The organism is Sphingomonas sinipercae (genome assembly GCF_011302055.1).
GTDB lineage: Bacteria > Pseudomonadota > Alphaproteobacteria > Sphingomonadales > Sphingomonadaceae > Sphingomicrobium > Sphingomicrobium sinipercae.
In genome coordinates, this window is record NZ_CP049871.1 from 759,863 (window position 1) to 782,268 (window position 22,406).

Annotated in this window: 25 protein-coding genes; 5 read left to right on the forward strand and 20 right to left on the reverse strand. The window is 65.3% G+C overall.

Annotated features, from left to right (window positions below):
- Positions 1-9: 9 nt before the first annotated feature.
- The 9 genes from truB to rimP form a co-directional block, all read right to left on the reverse strand.
- The gene (gene truB / locus G7078_RS03830) at positions 10-945 is read right to left on the reverse strand and encodes a tRNA pseudouridine(55) synthase TruB (RefSeq protein ID WP_166096107.1); all 936 of its coding nucleotides are present in this window, start codon (positions 943-945) and stop codon (positions 10-12) included.
- On the reverse strand, positions 945-1,565 hold the full coding sequence (locus tag G7078_RS03835; RefSeq protein ID WP_166093161.1) for a thymidine kinase: 621 nt from the start codon (positions 1,563-1,565) through the stop codon (positions 945-947). Before G7078_RS03835 ends, truB begins: the two co-directional genes overlap by 1 nt.
- Before the next feature lie 90 nt (positions 1,566-1,655).
- Positions 1,656-2,051 (reverse strand): hypothetical protein, encoded by a 396-nt coding sequence (locus tag G7078_RS03840; protein ID WP_166093163.1) that lies wholly within the window; start codon positions 2,049-2,051, stop codon positions 1,656-1,658.
- Positions 2,048-2,581 (reverse strand): GNAT family N-acetyltransferase, encoded by a 534-nt coding sequence (locus G7078_RS03845; protein ID WP_166093165.1) that lies wholly within the window; start codon positions 2,579-2,581, stop codon positions 2,048-2,050. Before G7078_RS03845 ends, G7078_RS03840 begins: the two co-directional genes overlap by 4 nt.
- Positions 2,578-2,970: a 30S ribosome-binding factor RbfA gene (gene rbfA / locus G7078_RS03850; protein WP_166093167.1), complete on the reverse strand. Its 393-nt coding sequence runs from the start codon at positions 2,968-2,970 to the stop codon at positions 2,578-2,580. The genes G7078_RS03845 and rbfA overlap by 4 nt, the downstream gene beginning before the upstream one ends.
- Before the next feature lie 92 nt (positions 2,971-3,062).
- A complete protein-coding gene (gene infB, locus G7078_RS03855; RefSeq protein ID WP_166093169.1) occupies positions 3,063-5,570 on the reverse strand; it encodes a translation initiation factor IF-2 in 2,508 nt (835 codons plus the stop codon).
- Complete coding sequence (locus tag G7078_RS03860) at positions 5,567-6,277, reverse strand: DUF448 domain-containing protein (protein WP_281346921.1); 711 nt, start codon at positions 6,275-6,277, stop codon at positions 5,567-5,569. Before G7078_RS03860 ends, infB begins: the two co-directional genes overlap by 4 nt.
- Positions 6,258-7,889, reverse strand: a complete 1,632-nt coding sequence (gene nusA, locus G7078_RS03865) for a transcription termination factor NusA (RefSeq protein WP_166093171.1) — start codon at positions 7,887-7,889, stop codon at positions 6,258-6,260. The genes G7078_RS03860 and nusA overlap by 20 nt, the downstream gene beginning before the upstream one ends.
- A 2-nt stretch (positions 7,890-7,891) precedes the next feature.
- Positions 7,892-8,434, reverse strand: a complete 543-nt coding sequence (rimP, locus tag G7078_RS03870; RefSeq protein ID WP_166093174.1) for a ribosome maturation protein RimP — start codon at positions 8,432-8,434, stop codon at positions 7,892-7,894.
- Between the two features lie 187 nt (positions 8,435-8,621).
- On the opposite strand from rimP, the gene G7078_RS03875 reads away from it, so the two are divergent.
- The gene (locus tag G7078_RS03875; protein ID WP_166093176.1) at positions 8,622-9,170 is read left to right on the forward strand and encodes a hypothetical protein; all 549 of its coding nucleotides are present in this window, start codon (positions 8,622-8,624) and stop codon (positions 9,168-9,170) included.
- On the opposite strand, the gene G7078_RS03880 is transcribed toward G7078_RS03875, so the two are convergent.
- Positions 9,167-9,661, reverse strand: coding sequence for an isoprenylcysteine carboxyl methyltransferase family protein (locus G7078_RS03880; protein WP_166093179.1), 495 nt, complete (start codon positions 9,659-9,661; stop codon positions 9,167-9,169). The two genes, G7078_RS03875 and G7078_RS03880, sit on opposite strands and share 4 nt — an antisense overlap.
- The gene (locus G7078_RS03885; RefSeq protein ID WP_166093181.1) at positions 9,658-10,701 is read right to left on the reverse strand and encodes a type III polyketide synthase; all 1,044 of its coding nucleotides are present in this window, start codon (positions 10,699-10,701) and stop codon (positions 9,658-9,660) included. The genes G7078_RS03880 and G7078_RS03885 overlap by 4 nt, the downstream gene beginning before the upstream one ends.
- Positions 10,702-10,898: 197 nt before the next feature.
- Here G7078_RS03885 and G7078_RS03890 point away from each other — a divergent pair, with 197 nt between their 5' ends.
- The gene (locus tag G7078_RS03890) at positions 10,899-11,897 is read left to right on the forward strand and encodes a PQQ-dependent sugar dehydrogenase (protein WP_246166468.1); all 999 of its coding nucleotides are present in this window, start codon (positions 10,899-10,901) and stop codon (positions 11,895-11,897) included.
- Here the strand turns inward: G7078_RS03890 and G7078_RS03895 are convergent.
- Positions 11,866-12,414 (reverse strand): hypothetical protein, encoded by a 549-nt coding sequence (locus G7078_RS03895; protein ID WP_166093185.1) that lies wholly within the window; start codon positions 12,412-12,414, stop codon positions 11,866-11,868. The genes G7078_RS03890 and G7078_RS03895 overlap by 32 nt on opposite strands.
- Positions 12,414-13,112 carry a tRNA (guanosine(46)-N7)-methyltransferase TrmB gene (gene trmB / locus G7078_RS03900; protein WP_166093187.1) on the reverse strand — a complete coding sequence of 233 codons (699 nt, stop codon included), beginning with the start codon at positions 13,110-13,112 and terminating at the stop codon, positions 12,414-12,416. Before trmB ends, G7078_RS03895 begins: the two co-directional genes overlap by 1 nt.
- A 56-nt stretch (positions 13,113-13,168) precedes the next feature.
- On the opposite strand from trmB, the gene G7078_RS03905 reads away from it, so the two are divergent.
- The gene (locus G7078_RS03905) at positions 13,169-13,525 is read left to right on the forward strand and encodes a hypothetical protein (protein ID WP_166093190.1); all 357 of its coding nucleotides are present in this window, start codon (positions 13,169-13,171) and stop codon (positions 13,523-13,525) included.
- A gap of 9 nt (positions 13,526-13,534) precedes the next feature.
- On the opposite strand, the gene metK is transcribed toward G7078_RS03905, so the two are convergent.
- The gene (gene metK / locus G7078_RS03910) at positions 13,535-14,743 is read right to left on the reverse strand and encodes a methionine adenosyltransferase (RefSeq protein ID WP_166093191.1); all 1,209 of its coding nucleotides are present in this window, start codon (positions 14,741-14,743) and stop codon (positions 13,535-13,537) included.
- A 38-nt stretch (positions 14,744-14,781) separates the two neighbouring features.
- Positions 14,782-16,335 (reverse strand): apolipoprotein N-acyltransferase, encoded by a 1,554-nt coding sequence (gene lnt, locus G7078_RS03915; RefSeq protein ID WP_166093194.1) that lies wholly within the window; start codon positions 16,333-16,335, stop codon positions 14,782-14,784.
- A gap of 139 nt (positions 16,336-16,474) precedes the next feature.
- On the opposite strand from lnt, the gene G7078_RS03920 reads away from it, so the two are divergent.
- Both G7078_RS03920 and G7078_RS03925 read left to right on the forward strand, forming a co-directional pair.
- Positions 16,475-17,548: an acyltransferase family protein gene (locus G7078_RS03920; RefSeq protein WP_166093196.1), complete on the forward strand. Its 1,074-nt coding sequence runs from the start codon at positions 16,475-16,477 to the stop codon at positions 17,546-17,548.
- Positions 17,545-17,961, forward strand: a complete 417-nt coding sequence (locus tag G7078_RS03925) for a VOC family protein (RefSeq protein WP_166093199.1) — start codon at positions 17,545-17,547, stop codon at positions 17,959-17,961. Before G7078_RS03920 ends, G7078_RS03925 begins: the two co-directional genes overlap by 4 nt.
- Here G7078_RS03925 and G7078_RS03930 read toward each other — a convergent pair.
- The 5 genes from G7078_RS03930 to G7078_RS03950 are packed head-to-tail and all read right to left on the reverse strand — an operon-like array spanning position 17,958 to position 22,366.
- The gene (locus tag G7078_RS03930; protein WP_166093201.1) at positions 17,958-18,839 is read right to left on the reverse strand and encodes a hemolysin family protein; all 882 of its coding nucleotides are present in this window, start codon (positions 18,837-18,839) and stop codon (positions 17,958-17,960) included. The two genes, G7078_RS03925 and G7078_RS03930, sit on opposite strands and share 4 nt — an antisense overlap.
- Positions 18,839-19,342, reverse strand: a complete 504-nt coding sequence (gene ybeY / locus G7078_RS03935) for an rRNA maturation RNase YbeY (protein ID WP_166093203.1) — start codon at positions 19,340-19,342, stop codon at positions 18,839-18,841. The genes G7078_RS03930 and ybeY overlap by 1 nt, the downstream gene beginning before the upstream one ends.
- The gene (locus tag G7078_RS03940) at positions 19,336-20,352 is read right to left on the reverse strand and encodes a PhoH family protein (protein WP_166093205.1); all 1,017 of its coding nucleotides are present in this window, start codon (positions 20,350-20,352) and stop codon (positions 19,336-19,338) included. Before G7078_RS03940 ends, ybeY begins: the two co-directional genes overlap by 7 nt.
- On the reverse strand, positions 20,352-21,677 hold the full coding sequence (gene miaB / locus G7078_RS03945; RefSeq protein ID WP_206367487.1) for a tRNA (N6-isopentenyl adenosine(37)-C2)-methylthiotransferase MiaB: 1,326 nt from the start codon (positions 21,675-21,677) through the stop codon (positions 20,352-20,354). Before miaB ends, G7078_RS03940 begins: the two co-directional genes overlap by 1 nt.
- Positions 21,674-22,366 (reverse strand): lysophospholipid acyltransferase family protein, encoded by a 693-nt coding sequence (locus G7078_RS03950; RefSeq protein ID WP_166093209.1) that lies wholly within the window; start codon positions 22,364-22,366, stop codon positions 21,674-21,676. The genes miaB and G7078_RS03950 overlap by 4 nt, the downstream gene beginning before the upstream one ends.
- Between the last annotated feature and the right edge of the window lie 40 nt (positions 22,367-22,406).

Here is a 22,406-nt window from a genome sequence, read left to right on the forward strand (position 1 = left end):
CTCCTGTCTTTAAAGGTTGAACCCCCGGACGACCTTGAGGCCGTCAACCGCGGCTTCGACCAGCGCCACCGGGACATCGTCCAGGCAGGCCAGTTGGAGCCCCGGTGTTGCGGGGAACCCGGCCAAGCGCTGTCCATGCCGGAGCAGCTGTGCCTGATCGGGGGTGACGGGGAGGGCCGGGATGTCGTCCAGCGCCGCTTGAAGCGGAACAACCGTCCTCGTCAGCTCGCGCGCCTTAGCGGTTTCGGCCAGGAAGTCCAGCGAAATGGCCGAATCGAGCCCGAACGGCCCAGCGCGTGTCCGCCTCAACATGGTGACGTGGCCGACCGTGTTCAACGCCCGGGCAATGTCGCGGGCCAGCGAGCGGATGTAGGTGCCCTTTGATACGGTGGCCGAGAGGGTCACTTCGCCGCTCCCGCTAAGACGGAACTCCAGTTGTTCTCTATCCTCCGCTGGCTCCTCGCTTTCGCCGGGCTGAAGAATCGAGAGAGCGTGCACCGTGACGGATCGCGGACCCATCTCGACCTCCTCCCCGGCGCGGGCGCGGGCGTAGGCGGCTTTCCCGTCAATCTTGAGTGCCGAATAAGCCGGCGGCACTTGCTCGATCGGGCCGGTGAAGGCGCAAAGCACGGCTTCGACCTGCGCCAGCGTTGGGCGTACGTCGCTGGTGGCGATCACAGCGCCCTCCAGGTCGAGCGTATCGGTCTCTTCGCCGAACCGTATGGTGAAATCGTAAGCCTTGGTCGCATCGAGCATTCGGCCCGCGACCTTGGTCGCTTCGCCAATGGCGATCGGAAGCACGCCGCTGGCGAGCGGGTCCAGCGTGCCGCCATGACCCACCTTGGTCTTCGGCTCGCCAGCCTCGCGAAGGGCGCGCTTGACCGCGCTGACCGCTTGGGTGGAGCCAAGGCCAACGGGCTTGTCGAGAATGACCCAGCCGTGGATCACGGCTTGCGCGGGAGGCCGAGTGAGAGCTGTCGTGCATGGCTTTCCCGAAGCCGCTCGAAGAAGTGGCGGCGGCACAGGGCGATGTAACGGTCGTTGCCGCCAATTTCGGTCTGCTCGCCGGCGCCGACTGCGTGCCCTTCGGCATCGACGCGCAGGTTCATCGTCGCCTTGCGGCCGCATTCGCAAACCGTCTTCAATTCGATCAGCGCATCAGCCAGCGCCAGCAACGCCGCGCTGCCTTCGAACAATTCGCCGAGGAAATCGGTGCGCAAGCCGTAGCAAAGCACTGGAATATGGAACTCGTCCGACACCCGGCACAGCTGCCGCACGTGGTCGCGCGTGAGGAACTGCGCTTCGTCGACCAGGATGCAGTCGAGCGTGCGCTTCTTCAGTTCCTCGGCTGTCGCGACGAACATGTCGTCGGCGGGCGAATAGGTCCGCGCCGGCGCGGACAGGGCAATGCGCGAACCAATGGTCCCGGTCCCGGCGCGGTCGTCGTGCGCCGCCGTCCACAGCGCCGTCTCCATCCCCCGCTCGCGATAGTTGAAGTCCGCCTGCAGCAGGGTCGTCGATTTACCGGCATTCATCGCCGCATAATAGAAATAGAGCTTGGCCATTGGCGCGACGTTTAGCGGGATCGGCGGCGAGATGCGCCATCGATCTATGAAGAGATGCCGATCCCCTTAAGCCAGGTGGCGACCCTGCTTTTAACAGTGGCCGCCGCGCGTCGGTTTGAAATTGCTGAACCGAACGGCCTTGGCTTCGACCGGCCAGGATTCGAGCGCTGGCTTAGCGCCGCCGGGCAGGGTGCAGGTACGCGCGGCGCCCTTGCCGGGCGCGGCGCCGATCAGTTCGGCCTTGAAGGTGTAGCTGGTCGGGCTGTTGTTGGTCACGGTCATCATCGTCCCAAGCATCTTGCTGGTCACCACCTTGATCTCGCCTTTCTTCGGCCCGGTGGCGGAGGAGATGCGGCGGGCGTGGACCGGGTCGCCGTCCTTGAGCTTGAAGACCCAGCTTTCGCCGACCGGCACTATGAGCGGCTTCGCGGCGACGGGTACGGTTAGCGCAGCGGCAGCGGCGAAGACGAGGACTGAGCGGATCAAGGCCATTCCTCGCGAAGAATAGAGAAAAGCACCGTGTCGCGCACGTGGCCGTTCCAGGTGATGCGGTCGGAGCGGAGCACGCCTTCGCGCACGGCGCCGAGCTTGGCCATTGCCGCCTGGCTACGCGTGTTGCGGCTGTCGACGCGGAACTCGACGCGGCGGATCCCGCAAGCGAAGGCGCGGCGCAGCATCATGTCCTTGATCCGGCGGTTAAGGCCGGTGCCGCGCAGGTGCGGGCGGTAATAAGTGCCACCAATTTCCAGCGTCTGGCGCGGCTCGTCGATGCCGATGAAGCTCGACATGCCGGCCAATTCATCGCCGTCGAACAGGACGAAGGTGCGGTTGTTCGGCGCACCCGCGAAGCGATCGATGCTCTCGTCGAAATGCTCGGGATCGAACGAGATGGAATAGATTTTCCAGATTTCGGTCTCTTCGGCGCAGGCGGCCTTGAGCGCTTTGCGATGATGTTCGGCGAACACTTCGGCGCGGCAACCGTCGCCGGCCATGGGCGCGTCGAGGCTGTCGATCATTCCTCGGCCAGGTCCTGAGCGACGTGGTCGGACCGCAGGATCCGGTCGATGTGGGTGCCTTCGTCGAAGCTTTCGTCGGCGCGAAACCTGAGCTTGGCGGCGAACTTGGTCCGGACCCGCTGGGCAACTTCGCGCTGCAAATAAGCGGTATTGGTTCGCAGCGCCTTCAGCACCGCTTCCTCGTCCTGGCCGAGCAAAGGTTTCACGAACACGGTGGCGTGGCGAAGGTCAGGCGACATGCGCACTTCGGTGATGCTGACGAGGTGGCTTTGCAGCGTTTCGTCGTGCACGTCGCCGCGCTGCAGGATTTCGCTCAGCACGTGCCGCACCTGTTCGCCGACGCGAAGCAGGCGGACCGAGCGGCCTTCAGCGGTTTCGATTTTCCTCATTCAGACCTGAACCGTCATTGCGAGCGAAGCGAAGCAATCCAGCTGGATCGCCACGTCGCCACGCTCCTCGCGATGACGACGCGGCGGACCCACTAGAGTGTGCGAGCGCGCTCCTCCACTTCGAACACTTCGAGGCTGTCCCCCGCCTTGATGTCGTTGGTGTCAGCCAGCAACACGCCGCATTCCAGGCCGGCGCGCACTTCGGCGACGTCGTCCTTGAAGCGACGGAGCGAACTGATCGTCGTCTTGGAGACGATGACATCCTCGCGCGTGAGGCGGGCGTTGAGGCCCTTGCGGATGACGCCTTCGAGGACCAGCAGCCCCGCCGCCTTGTCGCGCTTGCCGGCCGGGAAGACTTCCTGGACCCGGGCACGGCCGACGACCGTCTCGATGATCTCCGGCCCAAGCTCGCCGGCCATCGCACCCTTCGCCCAGTCAGTGAGGTGATAGATGACGTCGTAGTAGCGGAACTCGACCTTGTTACGGTTCGACGCTTCGCGCGCCTTGGCATTAGGGCGGACGTTGAAGCCGATGATCGGCGCGCCGGTCGCGCTGGCCAGGGTCACGTCGCTTTCGGTAATCGCACCGACGCCGGACTGCAGCACGCGCACCTTGATCTCGTCGGTCGACAGACGGTTTAGCGCATGGACGATCGCTTCGACCGAGCCTTGCACGTCGGCCTTGATGACCACCGGGAACTCGATGACCGTGGACGCATGATTGGCGAACATGTTTTCGACGCTTAGCGGCGCTGAAGTCGTGCGCTTCCGGTCGAGCACGCCCTGACGATAGGTGGCGACTTCGCGGGCACGTGCATCGTTTTCGACCACCGTGAAAGGGTCGCCCGCCGACGGCACGGCGGAAAGTCCGAGCACTTCGACCGGGAACGCCGGGCCGGCTTCCTTCACCTGGCGACCCTTGTCGTCGACCAGCGCGCGGACCTTGCCGCTTGCCGCACCGGCAACAAACACATCGCCAACGCGAAGCGTGCCGCGCTGGACCAGGACGGTGGCGAGCGGGCCGCGGCCCTTGTCGAGCCTCGCCTCGATCACGGTCGCCTCGGCGGCGCGGTCGGGATTGGCTTTTAGCTCCAGCAGTTCGGCCTGGAGGTGGATCGCCTCCAGCAGCTTGTCGAGGTTGGTTTGCTTGAGCGCGGAAACCTCCACGTCCTGGACCTCGCCGCCCATGTCCTCGACGATGATTTCGTGCTGCAGCAGTTCCTCGCGGACGCGCTGCGGCTTCGCATCCGGCTTGTCGATCTTATTGATCGCCACGATCATCGGGACGCCGGCGGCCTTGGTGTGGTTGATCGCCTCAATCGTCTGCGGTTTCAGGCCGTCGTCGGCGGCAACCACCAGCACGACGATGTCCGTAACGTTGGCGCCGCGCGCCCGCATTTCGCTGAACGCTTCGTGGCCCGGCGTATCGAGGAAGGTGACCTTCGACTTGTCGGGCAGCGCAACCTGATAGGCGCCGATATGCTGGGTGATGCCGCCTGCTTCGCCCGACTGGACGGAAGCGCCGCGGATCGCGTCGAGTAGCGAGGTCTTGCCGTGATCGACGTGGCCCATGATGGTGACGACCGGCGGCCGTACCTGCAACGTTTCCGGGGCGTCGACGTCGGCCGCGGAATCGATGTCGATATCGCTTTCGCTGACGCGCTTAATGTTGTGCCCGAACTCGGTGACCAGCAGCTCGGCCGTGTCCTGGTCGATCGTCTGCGTCAGCGTGACCGGCATGCCCATCTTGAACAAAGATTTGACGAGGTCGGCGCCGCGTTCGGCCATGCGGTTGGCAAGTTCCTGGACGGTGATCGCTTCAGGAACGACGACGTCGCGGACTTGCTTGGCCGACGGTCCCGCCTGCTGGTGGGCGCGCTTTTCCTTTTCGCGGGCACGGCGGAGCGCGGCCAGCGAGCGCGCGCGGCTGTCGTCTTCGCCGGACAGGGCGCGGGTGACGGTAAGCTTGCCGCGCTGGCGATCGTCGCGGCCACGGCCCGGGCGCGCCGGTTCCGGGCGCTTGGCCGCGGGTGCGCCGGCGGGACGGCGGAAACCGCGGTCCTCTTCCTCAGCGCGGGCGGCGGGCGCCGGCGGCTCCTCGAGCATCCGGCGCGCTTCTTCCTCCGCAGCGCGCTTGGCGGCTTCGGCGGCTTCCTCTTCAGCGCGGCGGTTCTCTTCCGCGCGGCGGCGTTCTTCGTCGTTGGCCGAAATCTTGGCATGATCTTCGCGACGGCGCGCTTCCTCGAGCGCGGTCATGCGCGCTTCCTCGGCCTCGCGAAGGAGCTGAGCCTGACGTTCCTTGCGCGCGGTGATGTCGTCGACCGGCGCCGAACGCGTCGAGCGCGGCGCGGGTGCGGGCGCAACCGGCTTTGGCGGCTCGACCGGAGCGGCGGCGGGCGGCGGAGCTTCCGCCTCGACCGGCTTGGGCGCTTCGGCCGCTTCGCCCGGCTTCCCCAGGATCCGCCGCTTCTTGACCTCGACCACGACCGTGTTCGACCGGCCATGGCTGAAGCTTTGCTTCACCTTGCCGGTTTCGACCGTGCGCTTAAGGCCGAGCGGTGCGCGCGTGCCAAGCTTCGGCTTGTCGGACTGGTCGGTCATTCTGTTCCTTCAACTTCTTCGGTCAAGCCGGTGCCAGAGGCGGGATCGCCGCCCCCCGGACCGGTTTCGGGGGCAATGAATTGGCTCCACCGGGAGAGCGCGTGAAGCACGCGCGCCGCGGCAGCAGCGTCAGTCAGGGCGATATGTACCACATTTTCGCGTCCCAACGCCATGGACAAGATAGAACGGTCTTCGGGGAATATAAGGCCCTGGCGGAAGCCGAGATCTTCAGCGCCGCCCATGCGCCACGCCTGGTCCAGCTTCTTGCGCCCGTCCTCGCCTGCGTCGGCGGCGTGAACCAGTAGGCGGACCTTGCCGGAACGGGCGGCAATTTCGACCCGGTCGGCGCCGTTGATCAGGTTCGACGCCTTGGCTTCCATGCCAAGCCGGTCGAGCGCTGCCTGGCGCAGCGCCTGTTCGGTCTGGGCGCCGATTTCGGCCGGAACGGTTACTTCCGATTTGAACGCGCGGGCGAGGGCGCCCTTCAGCTTGCCCTTGGCATTGGCGGCATCGAGATCGGCCCGACCCACCGAGATCCACGCACCGCGACCCGGAGCGCGGGCGCGCACGTCCGGTGCCACAGAGCCGTCAGGCCCCAGCGCAAGTCGGATCAGCTGATCGCGCGTGCCCTTGCGCCGGGTAAGGACGCAAGTGCGTTCGGGCGAATGCTTTACGCCGTCCGCGGTCTCATTGCTCGGATTCCGCAACAGCGTCCTCCTTGGCAGGAGCGCTGGCGTCTTCGTCTTCGAACCAGTGGGCGCGGGCGGCCATGATGATTTCGTTGCCCTGCTCTTCGCTCAGGCCGTAGTCGGACAGGATCCCGCCCTTGTCTTCGTTCCGGATCGGAGCGTCGGACCGGCGACGCGGCTCTTGCCGCTTCTTCGCGACCAGTTCGTCGGTGGCAAGGTCGGCAAGGTCGTCGAGCGTACGGATGTTGGCCTTGCCCAGCGTGACCAGCATCTGCTCGGTCAGGTGCGGCATCTCGGCCAGCGCATCGTCCACACCAAGGCTTCGGCGCTCCTCGCGGGAAGCAGCTTCGCGGCGCTCCAGCGCTTCGCTTGCGCGGTTCTGAAGCTCGCCGGCGATGTCGTCGTCGAGGCCCTCGATCGAAGCGATTTCGTCGACTTCGACATAAGCGACTTCTTCCAGGCTGGTGAAGCCTTCGGCGACCAGCAGCTGGGCCAGCGTCTCGTCGACGTCGAGCTCGGTCTGGAACATCTCGGAGCGTTCGACGAACTCCCGCTGACGCTTTTCGCTGGCGTCGGCCTCGGTCAGGATGTCGATCTGGCTGCCGGTCAGCTGGCTGGCGAGACGAACGTTCTGGCCGCGACGGCCGATCGCCAGGCTGAGCTGGTCGTCCGGAACGACGACTTCGATGCGGCTTTCTTCCTCGTCGATGATGACCCGGCTGACGGTCGCCGGCTGCAAGCCGTTGACGACGAAGGTCGCAAGGTCGTCGGACCAGGGGATGATGTCGATCTTCTCGCCCTGAAGTTCCTGAACGACGGCCTGGACGCGGCTGCCCTTCATGCCGACGCAAGCGCCGACCGGGTCGATCGAGCTGTCGCGGCTGATAACGCCGATCTTGGCGCGCGAACCGGGGTCGCGGGCGGCGGCCTTGATCTCGATGATGCCGTCGTAAATTTCCGGCACTTCCTGCGCGAACAGCTTCTTCATGAAGTCGGGATGGGCGCGCGACAAGAAGATTTGCGGGCCGCGCGCTTCGCGTGCGACGCGCAGGATCAGCGAGCGGATGCGGTCGCCGACGCGGACCATTTCCCGCGGGATCTGGGCATCGCGGCGAATCACGCCCTCGGCGCGGCCGAGGTCGACGACAACGTGGCCGAACTCGACCCGCTTGACGACGCCGGTGATGACTTCGCCGGCCCGGTCCTTGAATTCTTCATACTGGCGCTCGCGCTCGGCGTCGCGGACCTTCTGGAAGATCACCTGCTTGGCAGCCTGGGCGGCGATCCGCCCGAACTCGATCGGCGGCAGCGGATCGACGATGAAGTCGCCAAGCTCGGCGCCCTTCTGAAGCTTCTGCGCGCCCTTCAGATCGACCTGCTTGAAATGATCCTCCGGCTCCTCGACGACTTCGAGCACGCGCCACAAGCGAAGGTCGCCGGTCTCGGCATCCAGCTTGGCGCGAATGTCGTTCTCGGCGCCGTAGCGGGCACGCGCCGCACGCTGGATCGCGTCCTCCATGGCTTCGATGACGATGCCCTTGTCGATCAGCTTTTCGCGAGCGACGGCGTCGGCGATCGCAATCAGCTCTGCCTTGTTTGCGGAGGGTGCGGCTGGGGCAGCGGTGGCCATATCTAGTCCTCTATTTCCTGAATTGAATCGGCGCCTTCGGTGCTGAGCGGCGCGGTCGATTGGATGAGCTTGTCGGTAAGCAGCAGCTTGGCGCTGGCGATTGCAGCGAAGGGGACGGAATAATCCTTCCCGTCCTTGCCGTTGACCCGAACGGTGTCGCCATCGACGCCGCCCAGTTCGCCGGAAAATTGCTTGCGTCCGTCCTGCGGCTCGGCAAGCGCGATCCGGGCTTCGTGGCCGGCCCAGTCGGCAAAATCCTTGAGCCGGGTCAGCGGCCGGTCGATGCCGGGCGACGACACCTCGAGGCGGTAGCCGCCCTCGATCGGGTCACGACCTTCGGCTTCCAGTGCGTCGAACTTCTCCGAAATCCGGCGCGAAATCTTTTCGCAGTCGGACAGGTCGAGCTGCCGCGTATCGGGGCGTTCGGCCATCACCTGCAACGTCGGGTCGGAGGTGCCACCGGTCATCGCCACGCGCACAAGTTCGAAGCCGAGGCTCTTCACCTCCGGCTCGACCAACTGCTGCAACGCGACCAGATCCGTCATGACCACCGTTCGATAGACCAAATCCCCTCGGACCGGCCCGGAGCCCCGGACCAGCCTCAGCATCAATCACGATGTCGAGGAGAGGAGAGCGATATAGGCAGGGGCGCCGAAGGTAGCAAGCGCGGAAGACTCGCGAGTTTAAGCGAGCTGCGGTACGTTTATTCGGTCAGGCACAGGAGGGCACGTCATGAGATTCCTTGTTGTTGCGTTAGCGCTTGCGTCCGCGGTACCGGCTTCGGCCCAGGTGATAAGGCTTCCGCGGCTCAACGTGCCGCCGGCCGCCGTGGCGACCGACCTGTCCCGCAAGGTCGAAATCCTGCAGGCGCAGGGCCTGTCCATCCCGGCCAGCGGGATTCAGGCGCCGGTTGTGCTGTCGCCCCGGCAGCCGTGGATCGATTCCCGAACGCATCTGGAGCCGGTTGGACCGGTCCAATACCGGGTCGATGGCGACATGATCCTGTTCCAGCATGACGGCGACGAAGGAAGCTTCCTGACGCTTTATTGGGCGGAAGATCCGTCAAAGCGGCATATCGTCGACTGCGCGGTCTCGGAAACTTCGCGGCCGATGCGCTATAGCTGGACCGGCAGCGGCGGCCGCTTGGGGAGCTCCGAAGCGACTATAGACAAGGGCAGGGTGGCGGTAATCCTGCCATCCGGCGTCGGGGGGAAGGTCACCCTGCAAAGCATGGCCAATTGGCGGCTGCACGGCTGCGAGATTACACCGGTGGCGACCTAATCCGCCGCCACTTTCAGGGCCGCATTCTCGGCCCGGATGCGGATGGTGAGGGCGGCTGCGTTGAGCACGGTGAAGGCAAGGGCAATCCCCCACAGCCCGAAGACCAGCGGCAGGACCAGGATTTCTCCAATCACCACCAGGTAATTGGGGTGAGACACGAAGCGGTATGGCCCGCGCCTGACCAGCGCTTCGCCGGGAACGACGATAATTCGCGTGGTCCAGCGGCGGCCGAGCGTCGCCAGAACCCAGATGCGGCCGAGCTGGAGCAGGGCGAAGAGCGCTAGTAGCGGAAGGCTGATCGGGTTGCCGGGGGCCTGCCACCACAGGGCGGCCAGCCAAAGGGAGTGAACGGCGACGATGAGCGGATAATGTCCGGGCGCATATTCCCGTGCGCCCCGCGCCATCAGTCGCGCGGTGTTGCGCTTCGCGATCGCCAATTCGATCAGCCTCTCGGCGGTCACGAAAACCAGGATCAGGATCGTCGCCGTCATGGGCGTTCGAGCAGAAGCCCGGCACAGGTGAAGCCGGGGCCGAAAGCGGTCGCGAGCACGGTCTTCGGCAAGCCGCGTGCCAGCAAGCGTTCAAGCACAAACAGCACGGTCGGCGCGCTCATATTGCCGAAGTCGCGCAGCACCTCTCGCTCGAGTTCAAGCGCGCCTTCGGCGAGTTCAAGCGCGCTTTCGATCGCGTCGATCACCTTGGCGCCGCCCGGGTGAGAGCAAAGGCGGTCGATATCCCCGCGCGAGCGGCCCATCGACGCGAGGATTTCGTCAATCGCCGCGGCCAACTCCTTCGCGATGAACGGCGGGATCGCGCGATCGAACACGACGGCAAGGCCCGGATCCTCGACGTCCCAGCCCATGATCCGCTGGGTGTCCGGCCACAATTTCTCTCCCGCTCCCACGATCCGGGCGAGACCCTGGCCTTCGGTGCTCACCACCGCGGCCGCGGCGCCGTCGCCGAACAAAGCGGTTGCCACGACGGCGGCCGGGTCGTCGCTGTCGAGCCGGATCGAGATCGAGCAGGTTTCGACGGTGACGAACAACCATTTGCTGCCCGGGTCTGCCGCCGCCAGGCGCGCCGCGGTCGCGAGGCCGCTAATCCCGCCGGCGCAACCCAGGCCGAAGACTGGGACTCGGCGGATGTTCCCGCGCAGGCCCAGGCGCGAAGCCGCGCGCGTTTCAAGGCTGGGCGTCGCGATCCCCGTGGTGGAGACGGTCACTACCCCATCGATTTGGTCGGCGGTCAGGCCCGCATTAGCGATCGCCTCTGCAGCGGCCGCTTCAAACAGGGCTTCAGCCGAGTCCAGGTAGAGCCGGTTGCGTTCCTGCCAGCCGTGCGGGTGCCCGTACCATTCAATCGGCGCGACCAGGTGCCGCTGGGCGATGCCGGCATTGTCAAACACGCCCGACAGGCGGTCGAACAGCGCTTTTCGGCGGAACGCCTCGCGCCCCACGGCTTTAGCTTCCTGTTGAGCGATGACATGCTTTGGTACGGCAGTCGCCAACGAAAGGAGGTTGCAGGGGTCCATTGGCGCCTTGTGACCGGCCGCGATCTGGCGGCCTTTATAGGAGAGGAAGTGGGATGAGCCTGAAGCTGTTGCAAGCTGCCCTTTTGCTGGTAGCCGGATCGTGCAGCGCCGCCCCTTCGCAACCGCAGGCGCAAGGACCTTCGGCGACCGAGCCGTTCACGACCACCCCAGTGGCATCGTTCGACTCGCCCTGGGCAATGGATTTCTTGCCTGGCAGCGGGCTGCCTGTGACGACGATGGCGCTGGTCACTGAAAAGGCCGGCAAGCTTTGGCTGGTCGACACCGCGACGGGCAAAAGGCAGGCGGTCGGCGGGATCCCGAAAGTCGCGGTAACTAGCCAGGGCGGTCTTGCAGACGTCGTGGTCCACCCGGATTTCGCCGGCAATCGGCTCGTCTACCTCAGCTTTACCGAAGCGGGGCCAAACGGGACCAGCGGCGCTGCCCTTGGCTATGGCACCTTGATATTCGTTGGGCCCGCCGTTCCCGGCGGCCCGACCGGCGCGCAGCTGAGCGACTTCAAGGTGATCTGGCGGCAGCAGCCGAAGGTCGGCGGCGGCGGGCATTATTCGCAGCGCATCGCTTTCGCACCGGACGGGACGATGTTCGTATCCTCGGGCGAGCGGCAGAAAGGGGCGCCGGCGCAAGACCCGAACAGCGACCTTGGCAAGATCATTCACCTGACCGCCGATGGGCAGCGGATCGGCCATCATTATACGGCGGGCCATCGCAACGTTCTCGGCCTCGCCTTCGCGCCGGACGGCCGGCTGTGGGAAACCGAAATGGGGCCCAAGGGCGGTGACGAGCTCAACTTGATCATCCAGGGGAAGAACTACGGCTGGCCCGTCGCGTCTTACGGCAGCGAATATAGCGGGGCCGACATTCCCGACGCGCACGCCAGCCGCGGGTTCGAGGAGCCGAAACTGCGGTGGAACCCATCCATCTCGCCGGGTTCGCTGTTGATCTACACCGGCGACGCATTTCCGCAGTGGCACGGCGATGCATTGATCGGCGCGCTGTCGGGCCAGGCGCTGATCCGCGTCGACATCGACGGCGACACGGCGCGCAAGGCCGACCAGTGGGATATGGGCAAGCGCATCCGCGCGGTCGACCAGGGCCCGGGCGGAATCGTCTACCTGTTGGAGGACGGCCCCGGCGGGCGACTGATCAAATTGCAGCCGGCGCCGAAAAACGGCTGACCGTCCGGCCGAGCTTGCGCGCTTCCTGACTGACCATCTCGAATACCCCGGGCATGCCGAGAAACAACTTCGAGCACGTGCTGCCAACCTCAAGCTTTGCCGCCTTGCGCGCGGCGGCGATACGGCGCTTCGTTTCCCTATCCGACAGAGGATAGCCGGTGTCGCTGGCCTGCGTCGGCGGATAGAGAGCGACGAGCGCCCGCCCGCCCGGTCCAGGCGACGCGTCGCAGGTGGAAATTACCCGCCCGCCAAAGCCCTCTTCGCTTTTCTCGAAGTTGGTCTCGTCGATGAAGGTCTTGGGTGCGGCCCCCACATACGTTCGGATCACACGATAGCGAGGCGGCTTGTCCCAGCTTTCGTCGACTGCTTCGATTTCGGCGATAGCAACGACATTGCGCGCCATTTCCCGCGCGAATTCGCGGGTCTGCTTCGCCCCGTGCGGGCCAAGGCAGGAGCAGGCCACCGCGGGCGCCGCGGCGGCAAGAATCAGGCAGGTGGCAATGATCAGCTTGCGCATCACCGTCTCCGATACCGCAAATAATAGGGACGCCGTCCCTCCCGCCGCGACTTGGCGCCGTAGCGGGTCTCGATCCAGCCACCCGACGGGTTAAGAAAGTCCTCAGGCCCCCGCGCCGTCCAGTCGAATTGATGCCGGTGCCGCTGCATGATCATCAGCGTCCACTCGAGGTAGACGGGATGATCGGTGGCAATCCTGAGTTCGCCGCCGGACTTCAGCTTGGCCGCGAACAAGTCGACCGGGCCGGCGTTGACCATCCGGCGCTTGGCGTGGCGCGCCTTCGGCCACGGGTCGGGGTGCAGTAAGTAAATAAAGCTGAGCGCGCCGTCCGGGATCCGCTGGAGCACTTGCAGCGCGTCGTTGTGCCACAAGCGTACGTTGGCGAGCTGCTTGTCGCGGACGTGGCCGAGGGCGGTGGCGACTCCGTTGAGGAAGGGCTCGGCGCCGATGAAGCCATGGTCGGGGAGCATGTCGGCGCGGTCGGCAAGGTGTTCGCCGGACCCGAAACCGATCTCGAAATGCAGCGGCCGGTCATCCCCGAACAGCGATCGGGAATTGACCTCGCCTTCCGGAGGAACCTCGATCTTAGGAAGCAAGGTCTGGACCAGCTCCTGCTGGCCCTTGCGCAGCTTGTGACTGCTGGAGCGGCCGTAAAGGCGGTTGATCGTGGTCGGGTCGCCAGGCTTGTGCGCGCTCATCGGCGCGCCTTCGCCTCTAATCGCCGGTTCAGCAAGCCGGTCGCAGGGTCTCGCGAATGAAGATAGCTTGGCTTGCAATTCCGTTCGCCGCCGCGATTGCGGCATCTCCTGCTAATGCAACAGGCGGCCTGGTCTGCCGAACCGCCGGTACCGCACCGGTCGACCTGTCGCTGGTCATCGGTCACGCAGCGGTGTCGACCGTCGTGTCGGCGCGGCTGACCGACAACGGGCGTGGAGTGGCGGTGCGGATCGGCCAGGCATGGATCGACCCCGACGAAGTCCGCCTCGACCTCGTCGACCCGCGAGCCATGCGGCACGAAGCGCGGTTGGTCGTGAAGCGCCGGGCCGGCGTTTACGACGGTTCGCTGTGGCGCGGTGGCAAGCGCCGCTGGATCCGCTGCCGCGAAGGCTGAGGTGCAGGCTTAGCCGAGCGCGGCGCGCAGGTCGTCGACCAGGTCGATCTTTTCCCAGGGGAACAGATCGCCTTCGGCCTTGCGCCCGAAGTGGCCGTAAGCCGCAGTCTTGGCGTAGATCGGCTTGTTGAGCTGCAAGTGCGTGCGAATGCCGCGCGGGGTCAGGCCGCCGAGCTTTCCGATCCGCGCAATCGCCGCCTCGATGGCGTCGTCGCCAACGCTGCCGGTGCCGTGCGTGTCGACATAGAGCGAAAGCGGCGCTGAAACGCCGATCGCATAAGCGAGCTGGATGGTGCAGCGGCGGGCAAGGCCGGCGGCAACCACATTCTTTGCCAGATAGCGGGCGACATAAGCGGCCGAACGATCGACTTTCGTCGGATCCTTGCCCGAAAAGGCGCCGCCGCCATGCGGAGCAGCGCCGCCGTAGGTATCGACGATGATCTTGCGGCCGGTGAGCCCGGCGTCGCCGTCGGGACCACCGATCTCGAAGCTGCCGGTGGGGTTGATGTGATAGACGGTCTCGTCGCTCAGCAATTCGGCCGGAAGCACCTCGGCGATGACCCGCTTCACGTAATCGTGAAGTTCCGCCTCCTGCGCGCCCGAGTCATAGCCCGGCGCATGCTGGGTCGACACAACGATCGCGGTTGCCGCGACCGGCTTGCCACCTTCGAACCGGAGCGTGACCTGGCTCTTGGCGTCCGGCTCGAGGAACGAAGCGGCGCCCGAATGACGGTCGGCAGCCATCCGTTCCAGGATCTTGTGGCTGTAATATAGGGTAGCCGGCATCAGGTCGGGGGTCTCGTCGGTGGCGAAACCGAACATGATGCCCTGGTCGCCGGCGCCTTCGTCCTTGTTGCCGGTCGCGTCGACGCCCTGCGCGATGTGCGCGGACTGACCGTGGAGATTGTTCTCGAAGGTGAAGCTTTCCCAGTGGAAGCCTTCCTGCTCGTAGCCGATGCGCTTCACGGTCTCCCGCACGGTGCGCTCGATCTCTTCCTTCGCCCCGGGCGCCCACTCACCATTTTCATAGACTCCGCGGCAGCGAATTTCGCCAGCCAACACGACGAGTTGCGTCGTGGTCAGAGTCTCGCACGCGATTCGGGCTTCCGGATCCTTGGACAGGAACAGGTCGACGATGGCGTCGGAAATCTGGTCGGCGACCTTGTCCGGGTGGCCTTCGGATACGGATTCGGAGGTGAAGAGGTAGCTGCTGCGCATTCGGGAGGGTTCCGGCGAAGTGGGATATAAAGGATTCGTTATGTCCCGCGCCGATAGCCGCCACCTCGGCCAAGGGCAATGCCGGCGATCATCAGCAGGAAGCCGATGAACAACGGGACGACGTTGCCAAAGCGGGCGAACAGCGTCGCTGCTGCAGGCGGCGGTATTACGGTGTCGATGGACCCTGCGGAACGCCAGGGGATGTGGTGGAGGAGAGCGCCATTGGCATCGATGACCGCGCTGATCCCGGTCGGCGTCGAACGGATGACTGGCATCCCTTCCTCTGCCGCGCGAAGCCGCGCCTGCGCCAGGTGCTGCGGCGGACCCCAGCGCCCGAACCAGGCGTCGTTGGAAGGGTTGAAGATGAAATCGGGGCGGTCGCGGCGGTTGATGACTTCGCCGGAGAAGATGATTTCGTAGCAGACCTGGACGCCCATCTTGCCGAAGGCGCCGAGGTCGATGGTCCGCGGTCCGGGCCCGAACGAAGTGTCGCCCTGGCCCGGCGCGAGCTGGGACAGGCCAATCTTGGAAAGCAGTGGCCGCATCGGCAGATATTCGCCGTACGGGACGAGGTGCGCCTTGTCGTAGCGCCCGAGCAGCCGGCCGTCGCCGGTCAGCGCGAAGACGCTGTTGGTGTTGCCGACGACCAGGCCACGGTCACTGACGATCACCGCCGCCGCACCGGTCGCTAGCATGTCGCCGGGGCGGACCGATTGCAGCGCGCGAGGGACGGTCGGCAACGGCACTGGGAGCGATTGACGCTGCTCATCGAGAATTGCGAACGGTTCGGGCACGGCCACTTCCGGCCAAAACACAAGGCGGGGCGCCGAAGGCGCCGGGCCAATCCGCGACAGGCGATCGAGCCGGACGAATGCCTCGTCAGCCAGACCGGGCCGCCATTTGTCCTCCTGTCCGATGTTAGGCTGGACGACACGAATCGGTCGTTGGGCAGGAGCCTCGAGCAGCGTCGCTCCGCCCATCGGCAGCAGCAGCGCGATGGCGCCTGCAGCCGCCGCTGGAATCTTCCAACGTCGAAGCCAAAGCAGCCAGGCGCTGCCGCCGATCAGCACGACAATCGCCGACAGGCCGTAGGTCCCGACCAGCGACGCGACCTCGCGCAGCGGCGTGGAGACCAGGGTGACTCCAGCGGGGTTCCAGGCGAAGCCGGTGAACATTCCCGCGCGCAGCCATTCGGCGATCGCCCACGCACCGGCAAGGCCGGCCACCAGCGCTTCGGGACGGCCGTTGGCGAGCCGCCAGGCGACGCCCGTGGCAAGCGCCGGATAGACCGCAAGATAGAGGGACAGCAGAACTACTGCGATCCAGCCCAGCCATGCCGGCATCGCGGCCTGATAGGTGAACGCCGTTGCGATCCAGTTCAGGCCGGTGACGAACTGACCGACGCCAAAGCACCAGCCGATCGCAAGCGCGCTTCGAAGGCGCTTCGCCCGGTCCAGCAATGCGATAAGCCCGGCGAAGGCCAGTGGCATCAGCGGCCAAAGGCCGACGGGTTCAAATGCAAAAGCGGAAAGCGCGCCAATGACCAAGGCGAGCAGCCATCCGAAACGCCGAAGACCATCCACTGAATTCACCGCGCGCCCTATGCCGAGGCCGTGCGAACTAGGACAGCGATTTTCTAGGCTCAAGCCAACGCGGCGGGACAGCCCTTGGCTGGCAGCTCTTTTAGTTCCTCCCGAACCTGATACCTGACGGGCAACTGAGGACCGGTCTTTGTCAATCGAGAGCTTGCCGCAAGCCGGCGAGCAGAACCATTTTACGCTCGTGCGGTTAGTGGCGGCCAGCGCCGTCATCGTCGGGCATTCCAGCCTGGTGGCGCTAGGCCCAAACGCCCCCGATCCATTCTTCGTCCTTGGCGAATATCATCTTGCGACAACGGCGGTGATCGCATTTTTCGCGATCTCCGGATACTTCGTGTCGATGAGTTTCGAACGTCGAACGTCGACTTTCGATTTCATCTTGGCGCGGGCCGCTCGAATCATCCCGGGTTTGCTGGCTGTGTCCCTGATCACGACGCTACTGATCGGGCCCTTGTTTACCGCGCTCGCGCCCGCCGATTATTTCTCCCAGGCTTCCGTGTGGCTGTACCCGCTCCGTGCGACGTCGGTCCTGCGAGTGATGGCCGCGCGCCTTCCGGAAATGTTTCCGGCAAACCCGTTTCCTAGCGGGGTCAACATCCCGCTTTGGACGCTGTATTACGAAACTGCCTGTTACGCCGGGTTGCTGGTGGCGGGATTGCTTGGCCTCTCGCGCCGCTTCGGACTGCTGCTCCTGCTTTGGATCCCAGCTTACCTGGTCGCCCGCTACGGACCCTGGGACGAATTGGTGCCCTTTGCCCGCTTCAGTCTGCCGTTCGTCCTGGGCATGGCGGCCTATCGATATCGTTCGCTGGCTCCCTTCAAGGGCTGGGCTGCACTCTCGCTTCTGGTTGTCGCCGGGGGGCTCGCCTGGACTGGCAGCGGTGTCGAGGAAATTTGGTCCGCGGCGATCGGATATGGCGTGCTGTGCCTTGGCTTTATGCGGGCGCCGCTGTTGCTGCCCTTCAACCAGATCGGCGATTTCTCTTACGGGACTTATATTTACGGGTTCATGGTCCAGCAAAGCATCGCCGCCGTCTTTCCTGGGATCGGCCTGGCGGGGATGATCGCCTTGGCGGTTCCCGCCGCAATCCTGTGCGGTGCCCTTTCGTGGCACTTCGTCGAGCGCCCGGCGATCGACTGGCGCAAGCGGCGCGCCGCGCGGGGCCGGTTGCCCTCCGGCGCTTCCGATGACAGTGCGCCGGCATGACCTTGCCACCCTTTCATCTTGCCTTCCCGGTCGATGACCTGGGCGCGGCGCGACGCTTTTATGGGGATTTGATCGGTTGCGCCGAGGGGCGCAGCGCCGACGAGTGGATCGATTTCAACCTGTTCGGCCATCAGATCGTCGCCCACCTTGCACCGGCTACGCGCCTTTCATCGAATGCGGTCGACGGCCACGACGTGCCGGTGCCGCATTTCGGCGTGGTGCTGCCGATGGAAGAGTGGCGGGCGCTGGCCGAGCGGCTGACGGCGGCGGGTACGCAATTCGTCATCGAGCCGACGGTCCGGTTCGAAGGCACGGCTGGCGAGCAAGCGACAATGTTCCTGCTCGATCCGGCTGGCAATGCCCTGGAATTCAAGGCCATGGCGAACCCGGCCAACCTTTTCGCGACGGACTAGGCGGCCGGCTCGTTCTCCGGCGCGTGCAGCCGGACGCGCAGGATCTTGCGCGGATCGGAATCGATCGCCTCGAGCCTCCAGCCGGACGGGTGAGTCACGCATTCGCCCTTCGCCGGTATGTGCCCGGCCAGCAGGAAGACCAGGCCGCCAAGGGTGTCGACCTCATCCTCTTCCCAGGTCAGGCGTGCATCCACGCTCAGGGCCAGTTCCTCCAGTTCTATCCTGGCGTCGGCTTCCCAGACCCCGTCGTCGAGCTTGGCGAGCATGCCGCCAACGTCTTCGATGTCGTCATGCTCGTCTTCGATCTCGCCGACGATTTCCTCGACCACGTCTTCGATGGTGACGAGGCCTTCGGTCCCGCCGAATTCATCGACGACGATGGCCAGGTGGATGCGATCGGCGCGCATCCTCGCAAGCAGGTCGATGACCCCCATCGATTCAGGAACGAACAACGGGTTGCGCATCATCGCGGCGATGGCGCGGTCGCGCGCGGGATCGTTCATCACGACGAACAGATCCTTGATGTGAATCATCCCGACAATCTCGTCGAGGCTTTCGCCGTAGACCGGAAGGCGGCTGTGTTCGGCATCGGCAAAGGCGCGGATCAGGGCGTCGAAGCTGATCGTCGCTGGCACGGCGATGATGTCGCCGCGGTTCACGCAAATATCGCCCGCGGTTTCGTCGCCGACGTGAAGCAGGTTGCGGAGCATCTGCCGCTCGTGGAGGGACAGGTCCCCGGCGACTTCCGGCGACTCTTCCGCTTCGTCGATCGCTTCCTCAATCTCCTCGCGCAGCGTGGTGTCGTTGCCCTCGCCCCAGATCAGCGAGCGCATGCCGCGCCAAATCCGCGAGCCGCCGTCTTCATTGCGGGTGGCCATCAGCGGTCGCCCTCATAGGGGTCGGCGATCCCAAGCCGGGCGAGCGCGCGGACTTCGCGGGCCTCCATGTCGTCGGCCTGTGCGTCGTCATGATGGTCGTAGCCGAGCAGGTGGAGCGTTCCGTGGACGATCAGGTGCGATGCGTGATCCGTCACGGCGATGGCCTTTTCATCGGCCTCGCGGCTGCAGACTCCGTGCGCCAACACCACATCCCCGAGCATCAGTTCCGGACCGTCGCTGCCGACCTGCTCAAAATCCTCCGCTTCCATCTGCGGGAAGGAAAGGACGTTGGTCGGCTTGTCCCTGCCACGCCACTTGGCGTTAAGCGCCTGCACTTCCGGGTCGCTGGTCAAGCGCACGGAAAGCTCGACGGGCCGATCCACCTGGCTCAGCTGCGGGAAGGCGCTTTCGGCAATGGCTGCTTCGGCGGCGCGGCGCGCAAGCGCTTCCCAGCCGGTGCTACTGTCCCATTCCGAGTCGGCTTCAATGGCAATGTCTAGCATCGCCGGCCGTGCCCTGGTGCAGCGTTGGGGCCTTCGTAGGCATCGACGATTCGGCCCACGAGCGGGTGACGGACGACATCGGCGCTGGTGAAGGGCACCACCGCGATCCCCTTTACATCTTCCAGGCGAGAAACGGCGTCGGCGAGGCCGGACTTGCCGGGATCGGGAAGGTCGACCTGGTTGGGATCACCGCAGATCACCATCCGGCTGCGCATGCCGAAGCGGGTGAGGAACATCTTCATCTGCAGCGGCGTGGTGTTCTGCGCTTCATCGAGGATGATGAAAGCATCGTTGAGCGTGCGCCCGCGCATGAAGGCTAGCGGCGCAATTTCGATTTCCCCGCTGACGATCCGGCGCTCGACCTGCTCGGCGGGGAGCATGTCGTACAGAGCGTCGTAGAGCGGGCGAAGGTAAGGATCGACCTTCTCCTTCATGTCGCCGGGCAGGAAGCCGAGACGCTCGCCCGCTTCGACCGCGGGGCGCGACAGGATCAGTCGGTCGACGCTGCCAGTGATCAGCTGCGAAACCGCCTGCGCGACGGCAAGATAGGTCTTGCCGGTCCCCGCAGGGCCGAGGGCGAAGATCATGTCGTCGCGGGCCAGCGCTTCCATGTAGGTGGTTTGCGTCGGCGAGCGCGGAACGATGGTCTTTTTGCGGGTGCGGATCATCACCTTGGGCGGCGATCCGACCTCGTTATTGATAATTCCGTCGAGACTAGGCTGCGCGGCCATGCCGAGCACCGCTTCGACCGCTTCCTGGTCGATGTCGTGGCCTTGATCGAGCCGGTTGTAGAGACCGACCAGGACTTCCCTTGCGCGCGCTGCCGAATCCGGCTCGCCTTCGATCTGGACGCGGCTTCCGCGCGCGGCAATATGCACGCCCAGCCGCTGCTCGATGGCAATCAAATGGCGGTCGTAATCGCCGAATAGCGGCCCGATCAGATACGGCTGGTCGAACTCGATTTCGAGGCGTGAACGGTCCGGTGCCGCCTCCACTTCACGGCGCGCCATCAGGCGGCGACCTGCTGCTTGAGAGCGCCGCTCATGCTGTTCGGGTAAGCGGCAGTGAGTGTCACGCCCAGCATGTCGCCCGGGACGGCGTCCGTCTCGACAAACACTGACTGAAGCCATGGCGAGCGGCCGATCATCTGCCCGACGCGCTTGCCCCGGCGCTCGATCAACACTTGCGTGTCGTGACCGACAGTGGAGCGATTGAAAGCCATCTGGTGCTCGGCGATGCGGGCGTGAAGCCGCTGCAGCCGGTCGTCCATCACTTCGCGAGCGATCTGGTCCTCCATCGATGCGGCCGGCGTGCCGGGGCGCGGGCTATATTTGAACGAGTAAGCCGCAGCGTAACGCACCGCGTCGACAATCTGCAGCGTTTCTTCGAACTCTTGGTCGGTCTCGCCCGGAAAGCCGACGATGAAGTCGCCCGAAATGGCGATATCGGGGCGGGCGGCACGGACTTTTTCGATCGTCCGCAGATAGCTTTCGCTGGTGTGGCTGCGGTTCATCGCGCGCAACACGCGGTCGCTGCCCGACTGCACGGGGAGGTGCAGGTAGGGCATCAACTTCTCAACCTCGCCATGCGCGGCGATGAGGTCTTCGCCCATGTTGACCGGATGGCTGGTGGTGTATCGAATACGGTCCAGCCCATCGATCCCGGCCAGCTGGCGGATCAGGTCGGCAAGGCGGCGCTCATCATGCTCCCACGCATTCACGTTCTGGCCGAGCAGGACGATCTCGCGTGCGCCGCTTTCGACCAGCGCATGCGCCTCGGCGACGATGTCGCTTCCTGGGCGCGAGATTTCCGCTCCGCGGGTGTAGGGCACGACGCAATAGGTGCAGAACTTATCGCAACCTTCCTGCACGGTTAGAAACGCGCTGGGCGTCGCGCGGCGCCGCTTTGGAAGCGCATCGAACTTGGAGATTGCCGGCATGTCGGTGTCGACCGGGCGGTGGCCCTGCGCGGCGTCGGCGAGCATCTGCGGCAGGCGGTGATAGGCTTGCGGGCCGACCACGACGTCGATCATCGGCGAGCGCGACCGCGCTTCCTCGGCTTCGGCCTGGGCGACGCAACCGGCCAGCGCGATCAGCGGCTTCGACCCGTCTTCGCGCCGCAACCGGCCGACGTCCGAATACGCCTTCTCCGCCGCTTTCTCGCGAATGTGGCATGTGTTGAGCACGACCACGTCCGCGTCCTCGCCTTCGGCGACGGCATTGAGGCCGCTGTCGCTAAGCAGCTCGGCCATGCGTTCGCCGTCATAGACGTTCATCTGGCAGCCAAAGGATTTGACTCGGAATGTCTTTGGGATTGCGGTCATCGGCCGGCCTATAGGGTAGCCGCAAGGCGACTTGAAGACAGCGCGCGCTCGATTGCCGCATGGGCCGCCTTCGACAGGGCCTTGCGGTCGGCATGTTCGGCGAGCGGATCGAGCATATGGAGGGTTACCGGGATCGTGCCCGGCCGTCCCAGGATGCGCAGCACATTGTCCTTGCCGCTTTCGCCGTACCAGCCGACTTCCTCGGCCGGCGCATAATCGATCGCCACGGGGCGGATCGCCGCGCCTTCCGGCACCGGCGTCACGGCCGCGAACAGGGTCGACCGGAACGGCAGCAGGTGCGTTCCAGGCCCCGTCGTGCCCTCGGGGAAAAGGGCGATCGGCTGAGGCTGGCGAAGCTTCGCAGCGATTGCGTTGGCCTGGCCCGCCGCGCCGCGCTTGTCCTCCCGCCGGACGTAGAGCGTGTAATTCTGGTCGGCGAGCCAATGAACGAAGCCGTGGCCGAGGTTGTCCTTCGAAACGAACGCGCATCCGGTGGCGCCGGCGAGGACAAGGATGTCGAGCCAGCTGGTGTGATTGACGATCAACAAGGTGTGCGGCCCGACCGGCGCCCCTTCGGTTCGGACCCGGGCGCCGCAGATCCAGCTGGCACCGCGAAGGAAGAGGCGGGGGACATGCGAGCGGCGAAACAGCAGGCGGCTGCCAAAATGAAGCGGGAAGCAGACGATCAGCCAGCCGAGCAACGCCGCAACGCGCGCGCCGGCAATCAGCGTCGAAGCCTTG

Coding starts and splice junctions, on each gene's coding strand:
- G7078_RS03835 (WP_166093161.1), bottom strand. CDS start 1,565: ATGGCCAAGCTCTATTTCTATTATGCGGCGATGAATGCCGGTAAATCG.
- G7078_RS03845 (WP_166093165.1), bottom strand. CDS start 2,581: ATGATCGACAGCCTCGACGCGCCCATGGCCGGCGACGGTTGCCGCGCC.
- rbfA (WP_166093167.1), bottom strand. CDS start 2,970: ATGAGGAAAATCGAAACCGCTGAAGGCCGCTCGGTCCGCCTGCTTCGC.
- infB (WP_166093169.1), bottom strand. CDS start 5,570: ATGACCGACCAGTCCGACAAGCCGAAGCTTGGCACGCGCGCACCGCTC.
- nusA (WP_166093171.1), bottom strand. CDS start 7,889: ATGGCCACCGCTGCCCCAGCCGCACCCTCCGCAAACAAGGCAGAGCTG.
- rimP (WP_166093174.1), bottom strand. CDS start 8,434: ATGACGGATCTGGTCGCGTTGCAGCAGTTGGTCGAGCCGGAGGTGAAG.
- G7078_RS03875 (WP_166093176.1), top strand. CDS start 8,622: ATGAGATTCCTTGTTGTTGCGTTAGCGCTTGCGTCCGCGGTACCGGCT.
- G7078_RS03880 (WP_166093179.1), bottom strand. CDS start 9,661: ATGACGGCGACGATCCTGATCCTGGTTTTCGTGACCGCCGAGAGGCTG.
- G7078_RS03885 (WP_166093181.1), bottom strand. CDS start 10,701: ATGGACCCCTGCAACCTCCTTTCGTTGGCGACTGCCGTACCAAAGCAT.
- G7078_RS03890 (WP_246166468.1), top strand. CDS start 10,899: ATGGATTTCTTGCCTGGCAGCGGGCTGCCTGTGACGACGATGGCGCTG.
- G7078_RS03895 (WP_166093185.1), bottom strand. CDS start 12,414: ATGCGCAAGCTGATCATTGCCACCTGCCTGATTCTTGCCGCCGCGGCG.
- trmB (WP_166093187.1), bottom strand. CDS start 13,112: ATGAGCGCGCACAAGCCTGGCGACCCGACCACGATCAACCGCCTTTAC.
- G7078_RS03905 (WP_166093190.1), top strand. CDS start 13,169: ATGAAGATAGCTTGGCTTGCAATTCCGTTCGCCGCCGCGATTGCGGCA.
- metK (WP_166093191.1), bottom strand. CDS start 14,743: ATGCGCAGCAGCTACCTCTTCACCTCCGAATCCGTATCCGAAGGCCAC.
- G7078_RS03925 (WP_166093199.1), top strand. CDS start 17,545: ATGACCTTGCCACCCTTTCATCTTGCCTTCCCGGTCGATGACCTGGGC.
- G7078_RS03930 (WP_166093201.1), bottom strand. CDS start 18,839: ATGGCCACCCGCAATGAAGACGGCGGCTCGCGGATTTGGCGCGGCATG.
- ybeY (WP_166093203.1), bottom strand. CDS start 19,342: ATGCTAGACATTGCCATTGAAGCCGACTCGGAATGGGACAGTAGCACC.
- G7078_RS03940 (WP_166093205.1), bottom strand. CDS start 20,352: ATGGCGCGCCGTGAAGTGGAGGCGGCACCGGACCGTTCACGCCTCGAA.